The 20,596-nt window shown below is 42.6% G+C and carries 20 protein-coding genes and 1 pseudogene; all 21 read right to left on the bottom strand.

The features are described 5' to 3' along the window. Nucleotides 1-486 precede the first annotated feature (486 nt). Entirely contained in the window at nucleotides 487-1,977 is a 1,491-nt protein-coding gene (lysS, locus tag ACFPU1_RS17075) for a lysine--tRNA ligase (protein ID WP_385943204.1), read from the bottom strand. 201 nt (nucleotides 1,978-2,178) lie between these two features. Further along, entirely contained in the window at nucleotides 2,179-2,385 is a 207-nt protein-coding gene (locus ACFPU1_RS17070; RefSeq protein ID WP_385943202.1) for a tRNA-dihydrouridine synthase, read from the bottom strand. Beyond that, a pseudogene (locus ACFPU1_RS17065) lies at nucleotides 2,312-2,782 on the bottom strand (tRNA-dihydrouridine synthase). The gene ACFPU1_RS17070 and the pseudogene ACFPU1_RS17065 overlap by 74 nt, the downstream one beginning before the upstream one ends. Nucleotides 2,783-2,845: 63 nt before the next feature. Then, a complete protein-coding gene (locus tag ACFPU1_RS17060; RefSeq protein WP_054637361.1) occupies nucleotides 2,846-3,049 on the bottom strand; it encodes a helix-turn-helix domain-containing protein in 204 nt (67 codons plus the stop codon). Beyond that, nucleotides 3,001-3,531 (bottom strand): 2-amino-4-hydroxy-6-hydroxymethyldihydropteridine diphosphokinase, encoded by a 531-nt coding sequence (folK, locus tag ACFPU1_RS17055; protein ID WP_385943200.1) that lies wholly within the window; start codon nucleotides 3,529-3,531, stop codon nucleotides 3,001-3,003. The genes ACFPU1_RS17060 and folK overlap by 49 nt, the downstream gene beginning before the upstream one ends. Further along, a complete protein-coding gene (gene folB, locus ACFPU1_RS17050; protein WP_385943198.1) occupies nucleotides 3,532-3,891 on the bottom strand; it encodes a dihydroneopterin aldolase in 360 nt (119 codons plus the stop codon). Next, nucleotides 3,884-4,726 carry a dihydropteroate synthase gene (folP, locus tag ACFPU1_RS17045; RefSeq protein ID WP_385943196.1) on the bottom strand — a complete coding sequence of 281 codons (843 nt, stop codon included), beginning with the start codon at nucleotides 4,724-4,726 and terminating at the stop codon, nucleotides 3,884-3,886. Before folP ends, folB begins: the two co-directional genes overlap by 8 nt. A 23-nt stretch (nucleotides 4,727-4,749) precedes the next feature. Next, entirely contained in the window at nucleotides 4,750-5,601 is an 852-nt protein-coding gene (pabC, locus tag ACFPU1_RS17040) for an aminodeoxychorismate lyase (protein ID WP_385943194.1), read from the bottom strand. 1 nt (nucleotide 5,602) lies between these two features. Beyond that, complete coding sequence (gene pabA / locus ACFPU1_RS17035; protein WP_054637360.1) at nucleotides 5,603-6,187, bottom strand: aminodeoxychorismate/anthranilate synthase component II; 585 nt, start codon at nucleotides 6,185-6,187, stop codon at nucleotides 5,603-5,605. Next, complete coding sequence (gene pabB, locus ACFPU1_RS17030; RefSeq protein WP_385943192.1) at nucleotides 6,184-7,653, bottom strand: aminodeoxychorismate synthase, component I; 1,470 nt, start codon at nucleotides 7,651-7,653, stop codon at nucleotides 6,184-6,186. Before pabB ends, pabA begins: the two co-directional genes overlap by 4 nt. 167 nt (nucleotides 7,654-7,820) lie before the next feature. After that, complete coding sequence (gene cysK / locus ACFPU1_RS17025; RefSeq protein WP_385943190.1) at nucleotides 7,821-8,750, bottom strand: cysteine synthase A; 930 nt, start codon at nucleotides 8,748-8,750, stop codon at nucleotides 7,821-7,823. A 122-nt stretch (nucleotides 8,751-8,872) separates the two neighbouring features. Next, nucleotides 8,873-9,772, bottom strand: a complete 900-nt coding sequence (hslO, locus tag ACFPU1_RS17020) for an Hsp33 family molecular chaperone HslO (protein WP_054637358.1) — start codon at nucleotides 9,770-9,772, stop codon at nucleotides 8,873-8,875. 39 nt (nucleotides 9,773-9,811) lie between these two features. Continuing rightward, a complete protein-coding gene (locus ACFPU1_RS17015) occupies nucleotides 9,812-10,576 on the bottom strand; it encodes a type III pantothenate kinase (protein WP_385943188.1) in 765 nt (254 codons plus the stop codon). 236 nt (nucleotides 10,577-10,812) lie between these two features. Then, nucleotides 10,813-12,852, bottom strand: a complete 2,040-nt coding sequence (gene ftsH, locus ACFPU1_RS17010; protein ID WP_385943186.1) for an ATP-dependent zinc metalloprotease FtsH — start codon at nucleotides 12,850-12,852, stop codon at nucleotides 10,813-10,815. Between the two features lie 70 nt (nucleotides 12,853-12,922). Then, a complete protein-coding gene (hpt, locus tag ACFPU1_RS17005; protein WP_054637356.1) occupies nucleotides 12,923-13,462 on the bottom strand; it encodes a hypoxanthine phosphoribosyltransferase in 540 nt (179 codons plus the stop codon). Between the two features lie 170 nt (nucleotides 13,463-13,632). Beyond that, a complete protein-coding gene (tilS, locus tag ACFPU1_RS17000) occupies nucleotides 13,633-15,027 on the bottom strand; it encodes a tRNA lysidine(34) synthetase TilS (protein ID WP_385943184.1) in 1,395 nt (464 codons plus the stop codon). Further along, nucleotides 15,011-15,454, bottom strand: coding sequence for a threonine/serine exporter family protein (locus ACFPU1_RS16995; protein ID WP_054637354.1), 444 nt, complete (start codon nucleotides 15,452-15,454; stop codon nucleotides 15,011-15,013). The genes tilS and ACFPU1_RS16995 overlap by 17 nt, the downstream gene beginning before the upstream one ends. Before the next feature lie 7 nt (nucleotides 15,455-15,461). Continuing rightward, on the bottom strand, nucleotides 15,462-16,229 hold the full coding sequence (locus ACFPU1_RS16990) for a threonine/serine exporter family protein (protein WP_054637353.1): 768 nt from the start codon (nucleotides 16,227-16,229) through the stop codon (nucleotides 15,462-15,464). 37 nt (nucleotides 16,230-16,266) lie between these two features. Further along, nucleotides 16,267-17,256: a protein kinase domain-containing protein gene (locus ACFPU1_RS16985; protein WP_385943182.1), complete on the bottom strand. Its 990-nt coding sequence runs from the start codon at nucleotides 17,254-17,256 to the stop codon at nucleotides 16,267-16,269. Next, the gene (locus ACFPU1_RS16980) at nucleotides 17,216-17,959 is read right to left on the bottom strand and encodes a VWA domain-containing protein (RefSeq protein ID WP_054637352.1); all 744 of its coding nucleotides are present in this window, start codon (nucleotides 17,957-17,959) and stop codon (nucleotides 17,216-17,218) included. Before ACFPU1_RS16980 ends, ACFPU1_RS16985 begins: the two co-directional genes overlap by 41 nt. 92 nt (nucleotides 17,960-18,051) lie before the next feature. Continuing rightward, entirely contained in the window at nucleotides 18,052-20,553 is a 2,502-nt protein-coding gene (gene spoIIE, locus ACFPU1_RS16975; protein WP_385943181.1) for a stage II sporulation protein E, read from the bottom strand. Nucleotides 20,554-20,596 lie beyond the last annotated feature (43 nt).

Below are 20,596 nucleotides of genomic sequence, written 5' to 3'. Positions count from 1 at the left end.
GAAACTAACTTAACTTACTTTAATAGAAATTAACTGACGTTTGACTTTCATTCGATTTTCAAAGGACAACATTTCCCTGCCGCTCTTTTTGCGACTTTATTATCATATCACTATAGTTGATAAAAAGTCAATAACTTTTTTAAAGTTTTTTGAGCGCTTTTTGAAGCAGGAATGTTATAGTAACAAGTTCTGGCTAAAGTGTCAATACCTATAAAAAGAAATGACTGACCAGAAGCTGTATTACCGTAGTATAATAACTGCTTCAATTTTATTTGTTTGTTTCCTCATCGCTTTTTGGCGACAAGAAATAATATATCACCATCTAAAAAGAAATGCAACACCTTTACTAACTTTTTTTAATGTCTTTTATAATGATAACGGAACCTCTCTGAAAATGATAGTTCTTTTCCCCCCTCCTTTACCCTTGCATTAGTTACAAAAAACACCTGCCTTTTCTGCAGGTGTTTTTGTTATTACATTTGGTTATTATTCTTGGTGCCGCATTTGCGGGAAAAGCAAAACGTCACGAATAGATGGAGAATCCGTTAACAGCATAACGAGCCGGTCAATTCCTATACCTAATCCACCGGTAGGCGGAAGACCATATTCAAGAGACTCTAGAAAATCTTCATCCATCATGTGTGCTTCATCGTCTCCTTGCTCCCGTTCCTTCACTTGTGCTTCGAAACGTTCCCGCTGGTCTATCGGATCATTTAATTCAGTAAAGGCGTTTGCATGTTCTCTCCCTACGATGAACAGCTCAAAGCGATCCGTAAATCTAGGATCCTCCGGATTCTTTTTGGCAAGGGGAGAAATAGCAACGGGGTGTCCATACACAAACGTTGGCTGAATAAGTTTCTCTTCTACAAAGTGTTCAAAAAACTCGTTAACGACATGCCCAAAGCTCATTGTCTCTTTGACAGGTACCTTATGCTCTTTTGCAAGAGCTCTTGCTTCTTCATCACTCATATTCTGCCAAAAATCGACACCAGTATATTCTTTTATTGCATCGACCATATGAACCCTTTTCCACTCCGGTGTCAAGTCTACGTCATAGTCCCCATAGGTAATTTTCGTTGATCCGATCACTTCCTGTGCTATATGAGCGATCACGTTTTCCGTTAATTTCATTATATCTTTGTAGTCTGCATATGCTTCATACAATTCAATCATGGTGAATTCGGGATTGTGACGAGTGGAAACTCCTTCATTTCGGAACACTCGCCCGATTTCATACACCTTTTCCATTCCACCGACAATGAGCCTTTTTAGATGAAGCTCTATCGCGATTCGCATGTATAGCTCCATGTCTAAGGCATTATGATGAGTCACAAAAGGACGCGCGGATGCCCCCCCGGGGATTGAATGCATCATAGGGGTTTCCACTTCCAAGTAGCCATTTTCATCAAGGTACCGACGCATGGATTGAAGGATTTTGCTTCGAGTCACAAATGTATCGCGCACTTCGGGGTTCACAATTAAATCCAGATAGCGTTGCCGATATCTTTGTTCTACATCCTTTAAACCGTGAAATTTATCTGGAAGAGGACGAAGAGATTTAGATAAAAAGGTGAAATCGCTCACTTTGATTGAAAGCTCTCCAACTTTTGTTTTAAAAGCTGATCCCTTAACACCTACAATATCGCCAATATCCGCGCTTTGGAATATTTCGTATTGTTCCTCGCCTACTTGATCCTTTCTTACGTAGATCTGAACCTGCCCGGTAAGGTCCTGAATATGGGCAAAACCTGCTTTCCCTTTCCCGCGCTTTGTCATGATTCGTCCAGCTAAAGTGACATGGCTTTCTTTTTCTGAAAGCTCATCCTTGGTATATTGATCGAATTCTTTTTTCATGGACTCTGCAGTATGAGTTCTTTCAAAGCGGCCTCCAAATGGATCCTGTCCCTCTTCTTGCATTGCCTTCAACTTATCTCTTCGTACACTCATCTGGTCATTATATTCAAGCTCTTCGCTCATATCATCAACTCCCGATCCTGCTTATTTTCGGTACACCATTTTTCAACTCTATTGAACCTAAGTAAAGTATGTAAAAAAAGAGGGAGCCCTGCTTTAGCTCCTTTCGTCTAAAACTCCTTAAAGAACAACGGAAGGAAGACGCTTTGGAGGGAGACCTCTAGTTACAGTTTAAAGAAGGGGGCGTGCACATCCAAGCACTTTTTAGCAGGCAGAAACTTTTTCAGCTTCTCTCGCTTCCACTTCTTCTACGTAGTTGTAAAGAACATTGGAAATTTCTTCTCTTGTATGCAAGTGATCATTTACTTCCTTAATGATATCCCAATTTGCAGTCCCTTCATACATTTGCACTCTCGTTCGTCCATGAAGGGATACCCGCTTGTCCGCCCGCTCTTTCAATAGCTCTTGCATTTTTTACGGCATGTATGTGGTCCTTATCCCATGCCATGCGCATTTTCACTGTCACTGGCTTGTCAACGGCATCAACGGTACGGCTGCCATCTCATAGACCTTGGGTAGAGAAGCCACTTGGCACCGGCATCACACTTTGTTACTTTTGGAACCGGACATATTCAATAATGTCCGCGTTCGTCTGCTTATCAATGACCTTAGCGGCTGTTGTTACCGTTTCTTTAGTCACTCCGAAAATCTGGAGACTCAGCAGCTTTTCTCTTTCCTCTACGTAAAGCGTTTGAAGAGATTTCTCGTTCCTATGCAAGAGGGCTTTGCCACTCACCATTTCTGCGCATACCAAACCCGTTCCAAAATCCTTAGCGGTCAGAGATGCCGGATGACATACACCAGCCATCGGAGCAGGAACCACTCGATTCTTCATTTCAAATGCCTATAGCATTTTCACCTTCGTTTTGTGTCAACCTGATTGAAGCTCGTGTTTTGAAATCCCTAGTGCCTCGGTGACCTTCTCTATAAATTCTTCATCGGGGATGCGCGTTCCACGCTCAACATCTCCCAATAAAGAAACAGATACTCCAAGCTCATTAGCAAAGCTTTGCTGGGTATAGCCTTTTAATTTTCGGTATGCCCGAATTCTTCTTGCCCAATGTTGCTTTTCCATGCGCTTACACCTTCTTTATCTTTATCTGACAGCTGATCTACCGCTTTATCTATCGTTATATGAAACCCCGGCAAGATAAGGTGAGGAGCAAGCTCTTGCAGCGGTATTAATACAAAAGCCCTTTCCATCATGCGGGGATGGGGGATATTTAAGTGACTCATTTCAATATTTTCTTTATTGTAGAGTAAAATGTCAAGGTCTATTGTGCGGGGGCCCCACCGAACAACCCTTACTCTCTGTAATTTATTTTCAATTTCCTGTGTTGCTTCTAGTAGTTCCACAGGTGAAAGCTCTGTTTGAATCTTAGTGACCATATTCAAAAAAGATTTCTGATCCGTTACACCTACCGGTTCGGTTTCATATAAAGACGAACTTTCTTCCACGATAACACCTGGAACTTGCTGTAATAAGTGAACCGCTTCGAACAAATACTGCTCCCGGTTCCCCATATTTGAGCCAAGTGAGATATAGGCCTCATTCATTTATCTTTCCCTCGTTAGTTCAATGGCAACGTAATCATAATGTCCGGGTATTGGAGGATCAGGCTTAATCACTTTAACAGTGACCCTCTCAATAATTGAAAACTCTGCCAGTACTTTATCAGTAATTGCCTGGGCTATGGTTTCCACTAAATCATATGTTTGTCCTTCGACAATTTCTTTTACAACCTGGTAGGCTTCTCCATAATTCACGCTTTTCTTTAAATCATCACTGGCTGCTGCTTCGCTCAGATCTGCTTCAAGAGTCAAATCCACTCGAAAACGTTGTCCCAACTTGTTTTCTTCCGGAAATACCCCGTGATAGGCGTAAAACTCCATCCCATTTACAAAAATTTTATCCAAAAGTACTCACCTTCCTCTTTCCAAGCATCACATCCATCATTGTAGCCATTCTGCTCATCTCCAGCACATCATGCACCCTGACAATATTGCATCCCTTTTCTATCCCTAGACAAACCGTGGCCCCTGTTCCTTCTACCCTTTCTGAAGGCGGGAGGTTAAGTGTTTTTGAAATAAGTGACTTTCTGGAGGTTCCTAGAAGAACCGGGTAACCAAGTGCTGTAAATTCATCCATTCTTCTCATTGCTTCTAGATTCTGTTCATATGTCTTAGCAAAACCGATTCCTGGATCAAGTATAATCTTGTCTTCTTTCACTCCGGCTCTGCGGCAAATATCAATGCTTTCCTGTACATCGTTAATCATGTCTTCAAGCAGATCACCGTAATCAGTATTCGTTCGGTTATGCATTAAAATGATCGGTACGTCGTACTTTGCGGCTACACGAGCCATGTCAGGGTCAGCCTTTGCCCCCCACACGTCATTAATAATCGCGGCGCCTGCTTCAATCGCCTGCCTTGCCACCTCTGCTTTATATGTATCCACTGAAATAGGAACAGTGAGATGTTTTACCATCTCTCTTACTGTAGGAATGACTCTTTCCAGCTCTTCCTTCTCCTCTACTTTTGTGCTTCCAGGACGTGTTGATTCCCCGCCTACATCTATAATATCAGCGCCTTGTCTTACAAACTCAACCGCCCCTTTAACCGCTTTTTCTACATTATTGTATCTTCCCCCGTCGGAAAAGGAATCAGGTGTTGCGTTAATAATTCCCATAACAAACGTCTTTTCTGTAAAATCGAGCTCCCATTTCCCCCAGGAAACAAATGAATGTTTCATTATTGTTGTCCCTCCTTGCATGTTTAGATTTCTTGACGGCTCCATAATTTTTCACGAAACGAAGCATAGTGTGCTTTCAACCGTGTGATATCCTCAGACTTTTTAAACTTTCTTTCATCTATTTCCGATAAAGGCACAATTTCCTGGATTGAATTTGTCACGAATGCTGCGTCTGCACTCAATAAATGATCCAACGAAAATCTTCCAGTGCGAATGTAATAGCCTAGCTTTCTAGCTAATGTCATTACGAATTGTCGAGTGATTCCGTTTAAAATGCCAGTGTCTACAGATGGCGTATATAGTGTTCCCTGTTTCAGCCAGAATATATTAGAAACTACTCCTTCTGCTATATACCCTTCTCTGGTCAGGAAGATACCTTCTTCATCCGGATGATCTCCAAGCTCTCTTTTTCCTAATATACTATTGAAGTAATGGTGGGACTTTAGTCGAATATCAGCTTCTGGCGTATTCCTGGAGGTAGAAAGGATTACTCCTTTTTTTGTTAGAGAAGAAACAGGAGGCGTGAGAGGCTTCATGTAGATAATTTTCGTGGGGTTGTGATACTGGCTTGTTGTCAGCCCTAGGTCCTGTTCTCCTGCTGAGATATTATATCTGACATAAGCGTTTTGAAGATTGTTGGCGTTAAGAAGAAGATTTATTTCTTCTTCTACAGATGACCGCTCGTATGTCCACCGAATATTCATCATCGCTAGACCTTCTTCCAGCCGCCTAAAATGATCATCTAACAAAAAAGGGTGATTCTCATACACCCTGAATGTTTCAAAAAGCCCTAATCCGTACATAAATCCATGTTCAAAAGGGGAAAGGCGAGCTTCGCCCGCCTTCATAATTTTTCCGTTTATATGAATATACATCTTATACTCCTTGTACAGCCCGGTGGGTTTCAATAAAGTTGCGTAAAAGAGTTTTTCCGTCTCCTGTCATTATGGATTCAGGGTGAAATTGCACACCTTCCACCGGCAGTGTTTTATGGCGGATACCCATAATCTCTCCTTCTTTTGTGGAAGAAGTAATTTCAAAACAGTCAGGCAGACTTTCTTTTTCCACAATTAACGAGTGATAGCGAGTTGCTGTAAAAGGCTGTGGCAGTCCCTTGTTCACTCCTTTATCCTCGTGATAAATGTCGGATGTTTTCCCGTGCATTAAACGGTCAGCACGAATCACTTTTCCGCCGAATACCTGGGCAATAGACTGGTGACCCAGACACACTCCAAAAATAGGAATTTTTCCAGCAAAATGACGGATCGCTTCCATGCTGATCCCTGCCTCGTTTGGAGTACAAGGGCCCGGGGATACCATAATGAAATCCGGTGCTAATTCTTCTATCTCTTCAAGAGTTACCTGGTCGTTTCTTTTTACAACCAGTTCCTCTCCCATTTCACCCAGATACTGTACTAGGTTATACGTAAATGAATCGTAATTATCAATCATTAAAATCATAAATGTTCCTCCTCCGCTCTACTCTGTTTTCCTGATACCTCTTCTTCACTCAGCTCTTTTGCCTTCCACAAGGCCTTTGCCTTTTTCAAGGACTCCTTATATTCAGCCGCAGGATTAGAATCAATTACAATACCTGCTCCAGCCTGGACATAAGCTTTCCCTTCCTTTGCAAGCAAGGTTCGAATGACAATATTCATTTCCATGTCTCCGTTAAACCCAATCCAGCCTATAGATCCTGTGTACACTCCCCGTCGGACAGGCTCCAGCTCCTCAATGATTTCCATGGTTCTAATCTTAGGAGCACCTGTAATGGTTCCTCCTGGAAAGGTTGCTCTTATCATATCATATACATCTATGTCTTCGGCAAGTATTCCTTTTACATTTGAAACGATATGCATGACATGGGAGTATCGTTCAATAACCATGAGTTCGTCTACGTAGACGCTCCCGTATTTACACACTCTTCCTAAGTCGTTTCTTTCCAAATCGACGAGCATAACGTGCTCAGCCCGCTCTTTTTCATTATAGAGGAGCTCTTCTTCAAGGGCCAGATCTTGCTCCTTGGTTTTCCCTCTTGACCTCGTCCCGGCAATCGGTCTTGTGCTTGCTTCCTCTCCATCCTTCTTTACTAATAATTCCGGTGATCCACTCACAAGCTGGAAATCTGGAGTGTGAATGTAAGCCATATACGGAGACGGGTTAAGTTCTCTTAGCTTTTCATAAATATGAAGGGGATCCGTTTGAAGAGTCTTCGCCTGCCGCACTGATAGATTTACTTGAAACACGTCACCAGCTTTGATGTAGTCTTGTACCTTTCGTACAGCTTGTGAGAACTCACCTTCATTTAGAGAAACCTCCCACATTTCCTCTTGCTCTTCTTTGTTTGACCATTCCCAGGAGGGATAAGGATCAGACCAGCTTGCATAATAATCTGCTATTTTGGCCTCTGCTTTCTGCTGTTCACTCTCTTGGTAATGAACGATTATCCATAGCTTTTTCTCTTGATGATCATAAAGAAAGACATCGTTAAACACTAGAAAATAAAAATCATCTGTATTTAAATCATCGCTTGAATCCTGTGGTAAAAGCTCGACCTGCCGGACAAGGTCATAGCTGAAAAAACCAATAGCTCCTCCCTGGAAATCGGGAAGCTCCGGATGTTTTTTAGTTTGGTAAGGTGCCAGCCACCGCCTCATTTCCTCAAGGATATCTCCTTTGGTTTCAGCTTTCCCCTCTTTTGTTTCTACGGTAAATAGATCGTCTTTTCCTCTTAATAAAGCAAAAGGAGAGAGGCCGGCCATGCTGTAGCGGCCGCTTCGGCCACTTTCAAGCAGAACGTGATATTCTAGATTTTTGCTCATATGTTTATATGCGTGAAACCACTTCTCCTCTGGAAAAGAAAAGCTCTGCGCTTTGACGTATCGACGGCTTTCTTTTGCAGGAAGCGGGGAAAAAGCTTCATTCATCATTGTCACTCCTCGCATTCTTCCATGGGAAGCTTTAAATCGTTCCTCATTGTACCATTAAGAGACAAGAAAAAAAATAAGGAGCCTTCTCCGCTAATGTGTTTTACCCCATCGTTTAAAAGATTCCAAAAAAAAGCAGCCAGAAACGGCTGCTTTTTAATAGCTTCTTATTCTGATTCTTCAAATTGATAAAGAGGTGTACTGAGGTAGCGCTCTCCATTACTAGGAATGATAGCTACAACTTTCTTTCCTTTACCAAGCTTTTTTGCTTCTTCTAATGCAGCATAAATCGCCGCACCCGAAGATACCCCGCCAAGGATGCCTTCTTCTCTCGCTGCACGGCGAGCATATTCGTAAGCTTGATCCTTGCTTACCTGAACGACTTCATCATACACGTCAGTGTCGAGGATTTTTGGTACAAAACCGGCGCCAATGCCCTGGATTTTATGCGGGCCGGGGCTTCCGCCAGAAAGAACCGGGGAGTCAGTTGGCTCAAGAGCTACAATTCTCATCTCCGGATAATTTTCTTTTAAGAGGGCACCTGCACCTGTAATGGTGCCGCCAGTTCCAATACCAGATACGAATGAGTCAATTTGACCGTCTACTTGTTCCAGAAGCTCTTTTCCTGTTGTCTCACGATGAATCTTAGGGTTTGCTTCATTTTCAAATTGCTGAGGCATGAAATATCCATTTTCTTCTGCCAGCTCGTTCGCTTTACGGATTGCTCCACCCATACCCTCAGATCCAGGTGTAAGTACAAGTTCTGCACCATATGCGCGTAACAGATTCCGGCGCTCCATGCTCATTGTATCAGGCATGACAAGCACTGCTTTGTATCCTTGAGCAGCAGCAACCATTGCTAGTCCAATACCCGTGTTTCCACTTGTTGGCTCTATAAGTGTATCTCCTTCTTTAAGCTTTCCTTGTTCTGCAGCGTCTTTAATCATCGCTAACGCAATACGATCTTTAACACTGCTTCCCGGATTCATAAATTCAAGCTTTAAGTATACATCTGCGTCGTTTTCTCCCACTAAACGATTTAACTTTACTAGCGGAGTGTTTCCAATTAAATCAGTAATTGAATTTGCTACTCTCATTAAGACTCCTCCTAATACCCTAGTAATTTCATAGGCTTTATTGTTTTTATCTTACCAGTAGATTATTTAAAGTGTCAAACACTTTATTCATTAAAGCCGGGGCTCAATGATAATACCCCTTTTTATCCAGGGGTATTACTTTCACTATTCAACGCACGTTCCTTTAGTTCCTGTAAGTCCTCTACAGAAAAATTGTAGATTTCATTACAAAAATGGCACTGTGTTTCCGCTCCCTTGTCCTTTTGGATCATATCCTCTAATTCCTCGCTTCCAAGACTCACAATTGCATTTCCAACTCGTTCTTTAGAGCATTGACAAGTGAATTTCACTTCTTGTTTATCAAGAATCTTTACTTCCTCTCCAAAAATAATTTGGAGAATTTCTTCAGGATTTTTTCCCTTTTCAATGAGCTTAGAAATAGGAGGCATTGCACCAAGCTGCTTCTCTAAGTTGTCAATCAGCTCATCATCAGCTCCTGGAAGCAGTTGCAGAATAAAACCACCAGCAGCCATTATCGTATTATCAGGGTTAACAAGTACTCCCAGTCCCACTGATGAAGGAACCTGTTCAGAGGTAACAAAGTAATAAGTGAAGTCCTCTCCAAGTTCACCGGATACAATAGGACTGTTACCAGTAAAGTGCTCCTTCATTCCTAAATCCTTTACTATTGCCAAATGTCCTTCTGTTCCTACTGCCCGGGCTACATCCAATTTTCCATGCTTATTTAAATCAAAATGAACCTGTAAATTATGAGCATACCCTCTCGTATTCCCTTTAGAGTCACTATCAACTACGATTGGTCCCATTGGGCCGCCACCCTCGATTTTAATCGTTAGTTTATCGTCTCCCTTTAGCATGGCTCCCATCATGGACCCAGCCGTCATCGCTCGTCCTAAAGCTGCTGCGGCTGTTGGCCACGCCTGATGTCTGCGGACCGCTTCATTCACCATTTCGGTGGATTTAATTGCATAGGCCCTTACTTTTCCCTCATAGGCCGTTGCTTTTACAAGATAATCAGACATACTAGTCCATCCTTTCCGTAGAAAATTCCTTTTAATGATTTATTTATTTTTTTCATAAATGACTTTTAAACCTTTTAAGGTTAAAAATGGATCTGCTTTGTTGATCGTTTTTGAATCTTTGCTGATTAACTTGGCAAGCCCACCGGTAGCAATGACAAATGGGGTCTGATCAGCCTGGTCAATCATTCGAGATACTATCCCATCTACCTGTCCTACAAAACCATAATATATTCCAGACTGCATAGCATGAACCGTATTTTTCCCTACTACGCTCTCTGGTTTGCTTATTTCAACTCTTGGCAGCTTAGAGGCATAATTGTACAGGGCCTCTGTGGAAATCGTGAGGCCGGGAGCAATTGCCCCCCCTGCGTATTGATTTGAGGAATCAATATAACAAAAAGTCGTCGCTGTCCCAAAGTCTACAATCACTAAAGGACCATTGTATTGATGCAGAGCTGCGACTGCATTAACAATTCTGTCAGCCCCTACGTCTCTTGGACTGTCATACCGAATGTTCAGTCCCGTTTTAATTCCCGGGCCAATCACCATAGGTGAAAGGTTGAAGTATTTTTTGCACATATGCTCAAATACAAACATCATGGAAGGAACAACGGAAGAAATAATAATGCCTTCTACACTTTGGGCTGATACATTATTATTCTCCATTAGAGATTTAATTATCATCCCATACTCGTCTTCCGTTTTTCTTCGGTCAGTAGAAATGCGCCAATGATATAAAAGTGTCTCTTTATCATATAACCCTAACGCTATATTGGTGTTTCCCACGTCAATTACACAAATCATTTATATCACCACTATTGCACCTTTTTTAATTGTTAAAACGTTTGCTTACAAAGAATAGCTTATAGACAAAAAATATGAAAGCAAAATGTCTTTTCCCCTGATCAGATTCCTATAGAACTTGTCCCCTTCTTACCAGAGGTATTACACCTTTTTTCTGATCCAGCTTGCTCAGCTACAATACCAGGCATTAAAAAAGAGATGCCCGCAGGCACCCCTTTTTTAAAAAAATACTCATCTTAACGCTTATCTCTGTCTTCAGGATCTGGATTTTCCGACAGATCGTTTGGACCAGATTCTTCGATTCCATCTTCTGGCTCTTTTGTCACATTTCCTTCTTCAGAAGAAGAGACATCAGCCTTGTCATTGTCTGATTTAGACTGAATATTTACCTTCACATCATCATTGTCCTGGTTTTCAGGGTTCGCATGATGACCTTCCGGAAGCTTCTTCTCATTAACAAGAGATTGGATTTGTTCAGCATCCAGGGTCTCAAGCTCTAGAAGCGTTTGAGCAACCAGTTCAAGAGCGTCCTTGTTTTCGGTTAAAATCTGGCGGCAGCGCTCATATGATTCCTTAATAATGCGCTGAACTTCCTGGTCAATTTCATGGGCGATTGCATCACTGTAATTTGGTTCATTTTGGATGTCTCGTCCCAAGAATACTTGACCGCCGGACCCTGAACCAAACTGCAGAGGTCCCAGCTTATCACTCATACCGTATTCCATAACCATTTTCCTTGCGATACCAGTCGCTCTTTGGAAATCATTATGGGCTCCTGTACTTACCTCGCCATAGATAATTTCCTCAGCTACACGTCCGCCAAGTAGACCGACAATTTTGTCGAGAAGCTCCGGCTTCGTCATGAAGTAACGGTCCTCTTTTGGAAGCATAACAGCATAACCGCCTGCCTGTCCTCGAGGAACGATCGTTACCTTATGAACCATATCCGCATTTTCAAGCTTCACACCGACGACTGTATGGCCTGCTTCGTGGTGCGCAACGATTCCTTTTTCTTTCTCTGAAATCACACGACTCTTCTTCGCAGGACCAGCAATTACACGGTCAATGGCTTCCTCTACATGCTTCATGTGAACCTTCGTTTTGTCTTCCCGAGCAGCCACCAGGGCAGCTTCGTTTAAGAGGTTCTCAAGATCAGCTCCTGAAAAACCAGGTGTACGCTGTGCGATGGCTTTCAAATTCACGTCATCTGCTAAAGGCTTGTTACGGGCATGTACTTTAAGTACTTCCTCACGGCCTTTCACGTCAGGACGGCCTACCATAATCTGACGGTCAAAACGTCCAGGACGCAAGAGCGCTGGGTCCAAAATATCCGAACGGTTTGTCGCAGCAATGATAATTATCCCCTCATTGGCACCAAACCCGTCCATTTCTACGAGCAATTGGTTAAGCGTCTGCTCACGTTCGTCGTGCCCGCCGCCGACACCGGCACCACGCTGGCGGCCCACGGCATCAATTTCATCAATGAAAATAATACACGGAGCATTTTTCTTTGCATTTTCAAAGAGGTCACGAACACGGGATGCACCGACACCGACAAACATTTCCACAAAGTCTGAACCACTGATGGAGAAAAACGGTACTCCGGCTTCCCCTGCCACAGCTCTTGCGATTAATGTCTTACCTGTTCCCGGCGGTCCTACAAGAAGAACACCTTTAGGGATACGGGCACCGATTGTGGCGAATTTCCGCGGGTCTTTAAGGAAGTCAACAACTTCCATAAGCTCCTGTTTCTCTTCATCTGCACCAGCCACATCTTTAAAGCGGGCTTTCTTCTTATCTTCCTGATAAAGCTTGGCCTTACTCTTACCAAAGTTCATAACCTTGCTGCCGCCGCCCTGGGCCTGGCTAAGCAAGAAGAAGAACAGGATAAAGATGATGATGAAAGGGATAACTGAAACAAAGAAAGTAACCCAGCCTCCAGGCTCTTCGGCTGGTTCCGTTTCAAACGTCACCACGTTCCCATCAGGTCCTTGTGCTGTCATAAGTAAGTTAGTTGATGCTTCTGAAATAGGAATGTGTGTATGAAAATACTCGTCCTCAGCGGACTCTTGAGTTTGATATTGAACGAAATACACTTCTCCTTCAGGCTGTACCATCATGGATGTTACTTCGTTGTTTTCCAGAGTGCTAACAAATTCATTAGACGTTACCTCTAGGTCAGCTTGTTGCGGATCATCTCCCAAGAAACTGATAATCCCTATGATAACGAGAAATATAAGCAAGTAAAAGATTGTATTACGAAAAATACGATTCATTCCTGACCTCCTCCCACGGACAATAAAAGCTTAGATAATAGTATCATATTTGCTCTCTTCCTCACAATAATTAGCTCTTGTAAATTTCCGGCTTAAGAATACCAATGTAGGGGAGGTTTCGATATCTTTCTGCATAATCCAATCCATACCCGACGACAAACTCATCCGGAACATTAAAACCTGCTACATCAGGAACTAAGTCAACTTTTCGGCCATCCGGCTTATCGAGAAGAGTAACAATTTTTAATGATTTAGCCCCTCTGTGCTTTATTAGGCTTACCAAATAACTTAATGTCAATCCGCTGTCAATGATATCTTCCAGAATAATAACATCCCGGCCCTCAACTGATGTATCAAGGTCCTTAATAATCTTTACTTCTCCAGAAGAAACAGTACTGTTGCCATAGCTTGATACATCCATAAAATCAAATTCCAAATGAGTATCAATTCGTTTCGTCAAATCGGTCAAAAAAGGGAGAGCTCCTTTGAGCACTCCAATCACCAATGGAAAACGCCCTTCGTATTCAGCCGTCATATCTTTCGCAATTTCACCTATTTTTTCCTGGATCTCTTCTTCAGTAATTAGAACTTTTTGGATTTCATCTTTCATTCTTTATGTGTACCCTCCCGAATGGAATGTATGTTTGCAAGCCTCAAAAGCGTGCGTCTTTTTACCTCGAGACCTATCTTACCATGAGAAAAAGCACTCTACACCCTTCCTGCACTTTAAATAGGCACATAAAACTCCACGATGCCGTATCTTTCACCATTTTGTCACTTTCACCTTTTTTCATACAATAAAATTAAAAAAGGCTTGCTTTGTGTTGCAGTGAGCGCTCTCTCAGATTTTTTTAACAGGGGAAGCCACAAAATATCCCCTTCTCCATCAACAATGACCGGCCAGTGATCACGTATGCTTTTATCGACTTTTTCATCAATAAAAATCCGGTTCACTTTCTGTCTTCCTTTCATCCCCGCTGGCCGTATGCGATCAGCTGGCTGACGCCCTCTCACTGTCAGGGGAAGAGGCAGCCCCTCAAGCTCACATACAAATATGTCCTTTTCTTTCCAGGCAGGTGGAATCTGATCACTAATCCTTGCTGTGACCTTGTGACCGTTCCACACTGTTTCACCAGGTACCTTCAGACTTCTTTTTCCCTCTGTATTCCTGTTCTCCACGAGTCTTTCCATTGTAAAACGGCATTTCTCGTATGAACGAACCACCCTCAGTCCCTGGCGGAGATCCAGTTGTCCTGAGGGACTAGTACCCGAAATAAGGCGCAGACAATCCTCTATATGTATTGATGAAAGTTCTGGCTCTTTATCCCTAAAAAGATACTTTAATAGTAGAGGAATCCCCCGTCTTTGTAAAGAAACAGGAAGAGATGCCCAGCAAGGGACAGATATGGTAATTTCATCAGGCTGTTTAGAGATGACTGACTTCTTTATTTCTGATTCTGCCATCGCTTCTATATACTTTCTGTCTTCATTCATCCATTCAGATAGTTTTTGTAGATGGGAATGGACTTCCGGTTCTTCCTCTTTTAAAAAAGGAAGGACCCTTTTTCGAAACCTGTTTCTTAAATAGTCGTCTTTCTTATTACTCTCATCTTCCCGGTATGTAACTCCTTCTTTTTGACAATACGCCAAAATCTCTTCCTTTGTAACCGAGAGAAATGGCCGGATAATTACGCCATATGCCTCTTCTCTTTTCACCGGTATCCCCATTTCTCCAATTAACGCTCTTCCTGACGTCTGCTTCATAAGCATTGTCTCTACTTGGTCGTCTCCGTGGTGGGCGGTTGCAAGCTTCTGTGCTCCCCATCTGATCATTACATTTCCCAGGAATTCGTACCTTGCCTGGCGAGCTGTCTTTTGCACTGATCCTTTGTCTTGCTTTACTTTATCAGCTAATGAAAGGTGAACCTTTTCAAAATGGACAGAATGCTCCCGGCACCACTCCTCTACAAATTCTGCATCCTTTATAGAGGGTGTACCGCGGAGGCCATGCTCCACATGTGCTGCTACAACCTGAAGATCCCAGGTATCTTTCATCTCATGAAGGTAATGAAGAAGAGCCATGGAATCAGGGCCGCCTGAAACAGCTGCAACAATGGTATCTCCCTTGTCAATTAACTTGTGGGAGGTAATAAAATCCTTAACGGTTTGTTTCATAACGCTGTCCCACTCCTCTGCCTATTGAAAACACAGATAAAGCAAACACCAGGCCGGCTGCGATCGCACCTGCTTGAAGCAAGGTCCCTACTCCCTGCTCAAGGCCGGTTATATAATCCTCATCAACAAATGCAAGCATGGTAGCATATGCTTTGCCACCAGGAACAAGAGGAATTATCCCCGGAATGGTAAAAGTAGTGACAGGTACTCTTTGAAAACGTGCCAGCCAGTGTGAAATAAATGCTGCACTAAAAGCCGCAGCTCCGGTGGCAAAGGCTAATGGAATATCAAATTCAGGCAAGATTCGGTAAAGAAACCATGTAAGTACACCGATGAACCCTCCAACCCAAACAAGACGGAAAGGTACATTAAAGATTATGCCAAAGGCAGCAGTAGCTATAAAACAAAGGAATAACTCTAATAACATACCTCTATCACCCTATTATTCCTAAAAATATTGTCACTGATAAGGCTATCCCGGAAGCAATGGAAAGTGATGTTAAAGCTGCTTCAGAGCCCCTCGCCACTCCGGCAACCAGATCTCCCGACATCAAGTCACGGACAGAGTTCGTTAATGGAATACCCGGGACCAGCGGAATTAATGACCCTATAATGATCTGATCAATATTTGAGCCAAAACCAATACCCACAAGAAAAAAAGCTGTCCCTCCTCCTATAAAAGCAGCCATGAACTCTGAAAAGAACTTGGCTTTCAAAAAATGCTGAAAAAATACGAGACTTAATGTAGTAATGACTCCTCCTATGAATGCAGGAAGCATATCAAACAAGTTCCCGCCCATTAGAAACGAAAAAGCTGCCCCACCTATTCCTGAAGCTAAATAGATGAGCCAGAGAGGATAATTCATAGGAGCGTTTTCTACATCAAGAAGCTGAAGATTTGCTTCTTCTAATGAAATATCTCCAATTACAAACTCTCTTGATATTTGGTTTACTGACGTAACCTTGCTTAAGTCCTGAAACCTTTCAACGATCCGAATCATCTGCATTAAATCAGAGCCATCTTCAGTCTGAAACGATAAAAAGATACCGGTAGTGGTAACAAAACTGTTGACCTTTTTCATATGCGAGGCTTGCGCCATTCTTTTCATTGTATCCTCTACTCGGTATGTTTCCGCTCCGTATTTTAGTAAAAGGTGCCCTGCTAAAAGGCATACATCCATTGTTTCTTCTGCTTTTGCCATAAGCAGGCCCACCTCGCTTTTTAGTAAATTTTCTCAATTATATCCACTGTCCCACTAAGTATAAGACAGATGCTAAAAAGAGAAAAGAGGCAGTTAACATTATTTCTATTTTGTAGGAAGGCTTTTTCTCAGGAGGAGCACTGGCGGGGGGGGGACTCTTTTTTTTCTTCAATTGCTTTCCTTTTTTTTCAGGCTTTTCTTTTCTCTGTTTGTCAGAGATGGATTCCATTAAATCTTTTTTCATTAATTGAGCGTTTGGATATTCCCCGGTTAATGCCCTAATCAATACTTTCTTGTACGGACGCAGCAAAGGAGCCGACTCTATTTTTCCTGAAAGATAAAGAAGAGGGTTTTCTCCTCCCTTTTTTTCAAATCTATTTGGATAGGCGACATTCAGAAAGATCATGGCGGAAGCAAAAAGATCATAGGATGGGGTTGCTTTTCGGTCTCCCAATCCCCAATATCCTCTATCAAAAAACTCTGTGTATTCTTTTACCGACCTTCCTATGAGGGTAGTGCCGCCCACGTCAAACCATCTGACTCTTGCAGGAGGACCGGTAATAATTAAATTATCAGGCTTAAGATCTCCAAATACCCACCCGGCCCGGTGAAGGCGATCCAAGTCTCCAAGCAGCTGAACAATAAATATAGGTGCCCATTCACTTCCTCTGTTCTCTACAAAGGAAAGGAGAGTTGTTCCTTCTAAATACTCCATTACATAAAACGGAAAGGCCTCTCCTTGAAGGATCACATCATCCATATCAAGGAGGGAAGGCCCCAAGACCTGTCCTTTCACTTTTGAAAAGTGGGACAATACGTTGACCTCTGAAGTAATAGACATATTGTTTTTTCCCACTTTTACCGCTACTTTTCCTTTTGGCGATTCGGCCAGATAAACAGTACCCGTCGCTCCTTCCCCAAGCTTTTTTAATACGTGGTACTTGTGCCCGTGCCATTTCCCTGTTATACATGTCCCCCTTTGCAAGTTAGAATCCTGACTCTTCCATGTAGTCTTCTTCGTGACCACGAGAAATCAGACTCCTTTTATCCTGACGTCTTCCAAAATTCAGCAAAGCAGCCTGTAAAGCCGGCCCTGTAGGAGTAACTCCTCCAACCGTAAGCTTTTGGAATTTGCCGGTCAATGACTCTATCTTTGGAGTCCAGTCCAGAAGCTGATCTACCTCTTTTCTTTTCCCGGGAAATGAATATAAGGAAAAGCGATTTTCTCCAACTCTGGAATTTAAACTTACAGACAAATCAGTAAGAGCTTCCTGCACCATGGGCAGCTTTGTTTTCATACTGGCACTAGTATCTACTAGAATTAGTACTTCAAGGCGAATGGTTTCTCCCAGCTCATCAACGACCTCCATCACCTCTCCTCTCTTCTCAGGAGGAAGATCATCCAACTCTTGATTTTTTCCAAGAATACTCGAAAGTTCTTTGTTCACCACCCCATGAAGAGTTTGTGTCATCGCTTTTCTTGTTACCATTTGTACCGTTTGTGCCAACTGCTTTGCGTATACAATCTGGCTTATTCCCCCTCCAGCTAAAGCAATCTCCTCAACTTCTTTCTCCCCTTGCTGGCTCATCATCCCTTCTTCAAGGACACCGATAACGTTTGTGGTTATTCCTTGCTCTTTCCCAAGAGCAGCTATAGCAACCGGATCTTCACCCTGATTCGAGCACCCATCAGTTAACAACAAAATTTGCTTTAACGTGCCTTTACTCATAAAATACCCCTCCGTTATGAAGATGTAATGGTACCATCTTTCACAAATCCGAAGGGGAATATACTTTTCTCTCCTTTCTTTCTATGATTCTGCTACTGAGCTTTTTTCCTTAACAGATTTACATGCTGTCCAACTGGTATTGACGCCCACTTTGGTATATTTCGCTTAATTTTTGCTACCACGATCGTCATATCATCGTTAATTTCCCCCTGTCCGGCCCGAATCACTTCTTCTAATAAAAGATCTGCCACCTCCTGCGGCTTATTAACATTTAACTGATAGACAAGACGTTTCATCCACACTTCTTTGTTTTCGATTCCTTTAGGAACATCAAATATTCCATCACTCATCATAATTAAAAGATCCCCATCTTTTAACTGCTCATTTACGACATCCACCTCAACGTTGTCCAGCATCCCCATCGGGAGGTTACCTGCTTCTATTTGAAATACCTTACTCCCTCTTTTTACAAAGCTCGGTATGGAACCAACTTTTAGAAACTTGGCGTCTGCATCCTGTAAATCTATCATCGCCAAGTCCAGTGTAGAAAACATCTCTTCATTTGTACGAAGGGAGAGGATTGAATTAATAGACTTAATCGCTACTGTTTCATCCATTCCCGACTGCAAAATGGTCTGCAAGAGCTGCAGAGTGGCCTTGCTTTCTTCATGGGCTCGTTTTCCATTTCCCATGCCGTCACTAATTGCCACGGCAAACTTTCCTGACCCAATGTCCACTGCTGAGTGGCTGTCACCAGATACCCACGTCCCTCCTTTAGCGACAGTCGCTATTCCTGTTTCCACGGTGTATGTCCTGGCTGATACAAAGGTAATGCAGGAATATCCAACCTCTGCTTCATCACTTTTTTCTTTTGCAACAACAATATGTTCATTTAAAATATCGGAAAGCATCGGCGCGATCACTTTTTCTCCTTTACCAAACCCTTCATCCTTTTCCATGATCATTTCTATTTCTACATTGCCTTCATCCAGCCTATAAATATCAATGTGATTAATTTCTACCCCGGCATGATTAAGCGCATCATGTATTCGTTCCTCCTGCCAATAATGGTTTTCTTTTTCTTTTTGTATTTCACCAGCAAAGTTTTCCATAATCTTGGAGACTCCTTCTAATTGATCCGCTACAAGTCTTCTGCTCTCCTCTACTTTTAATTTTAATGTTTGTCTCTTTTCATGATCAGCCAATTCCTCCTTCATCACATTGATTACTTTTGTATTGTAGTGGCATAAGCGGCTCCAGCTCCCTTGTGTCTTTTGGGAAATCCCTCCACTTACCTGTAATTCTTCAATCATGGTTGACATGCTTTCATAGGTCTCATTAAATTGATTAACCCAGCATCTTTCTTTTTTAAAGCACGTTTGGCACGTTTTTTCCGTCACCTGGCTCAGCATTAAATCCACTTCATGCTGTTCCTCCTCTCTCCTGTGAACAGACGGGGGTACGGAAAAGCTATGAGACAGCGTTTGAAACAGCTTTGAAAACTGCTCGACTTTCATAGCTGTAACGTCTTTTATTTTCTTGGCATGCTTTTGCTGCTCCTGCACGTGTTCAGAAGTCCCGGGAACATATTTAGCTAAAAAGCTGGTCACCACTTTAGGCGTAAAGAAAAATAACAAAACGGCTACAGCAGACTCTGCTAACGTCAAGCTTGCGGCTCCCATTCCATTTCCATATAAAGCAATCAGAGCCGTTCCTAACAACAGCCCCAGGCTCACCCCCAGTTTTTTCCCTTCTTTTAATAGTCCTCCAAGCAAGCCGGCAAATGCCAGGAGCCCTATCTGATACAGGTTAGCTACCGCTGCAAGGCTTAGCACCAGACCTACGACTACCCCGACAGCTGAACCAATTGCTGCTCCACCAATATAAGCAAACAACAACACCAAGTAACGAGCCAGCATATGCTCGGCAGCTAAGCCATAAATTACCCAACCAATAGCACCAGTCATTATTGAAGCCAAAAGTATAATGAAGCAGACAATTTCTTCGTGTTTTAAAGGCTGTCTGCGATTTTTAGTCATCAGGAGAGGAAGGCTCTGCATAAATATCATAGTAAGTACGAAGCTCAGCCCAGCTTCCACACCGGTCATTACCCCTGTGTAACTAGTAATTTCGCCAAGGGAAGCCCAGTTTACGAACAACCGTGAAAGCCCGGTGGCCAGTAAAACACTTATAGGAAGAGACATGGAGGTTTTCCAGCTGTATCGTTTCATCCATTCAAAGAGTAAAACAAAAAGAATAATTCCTCCTAATACAAACGTAGCGTGAAAAGGAGCTCCGAGGAACGTTCCTAAAAGAATACCTGCCGCTGCAACGACCCCTTTGTTTCGCCTCCACACATACACGGCAGCAAAGAAAGGGATGGCAAAAGGATAAAGCTCTGCTAACAGCACAGCTCTTCCCAATAGCACCCCTACAATAAAAAGGAGCCCTCCCCACTGCAGAAAAACCAATTCAGATCCTCGTATCGCTCGTTCCTTTCCTTTTTTTCCTGTTGCGGTTATCATTCCCCATGTTTGTTTAACAGGCCATAACACGTCTACGCTTCTTTTAGTCGTGGTCTCTTTTTGTAACACATGCTTCACCGCCTTGTAAGGAGTTGTAAAGCAAGTATAGATG

It is taken from the genome of Thalassorhabdus alkalitolerans, assembly GCF_042656525.1.
GTDB classification, from domain to species: Bacteria; Bacillota; Bacilli; order Bacillales; family Marinococcaceae; genus Thalassorhabdus; species Thalassorhabdus alkalitolerans.
This window is presented reverse-complemented; position numbering and strand designations above follow the sequence as displayed.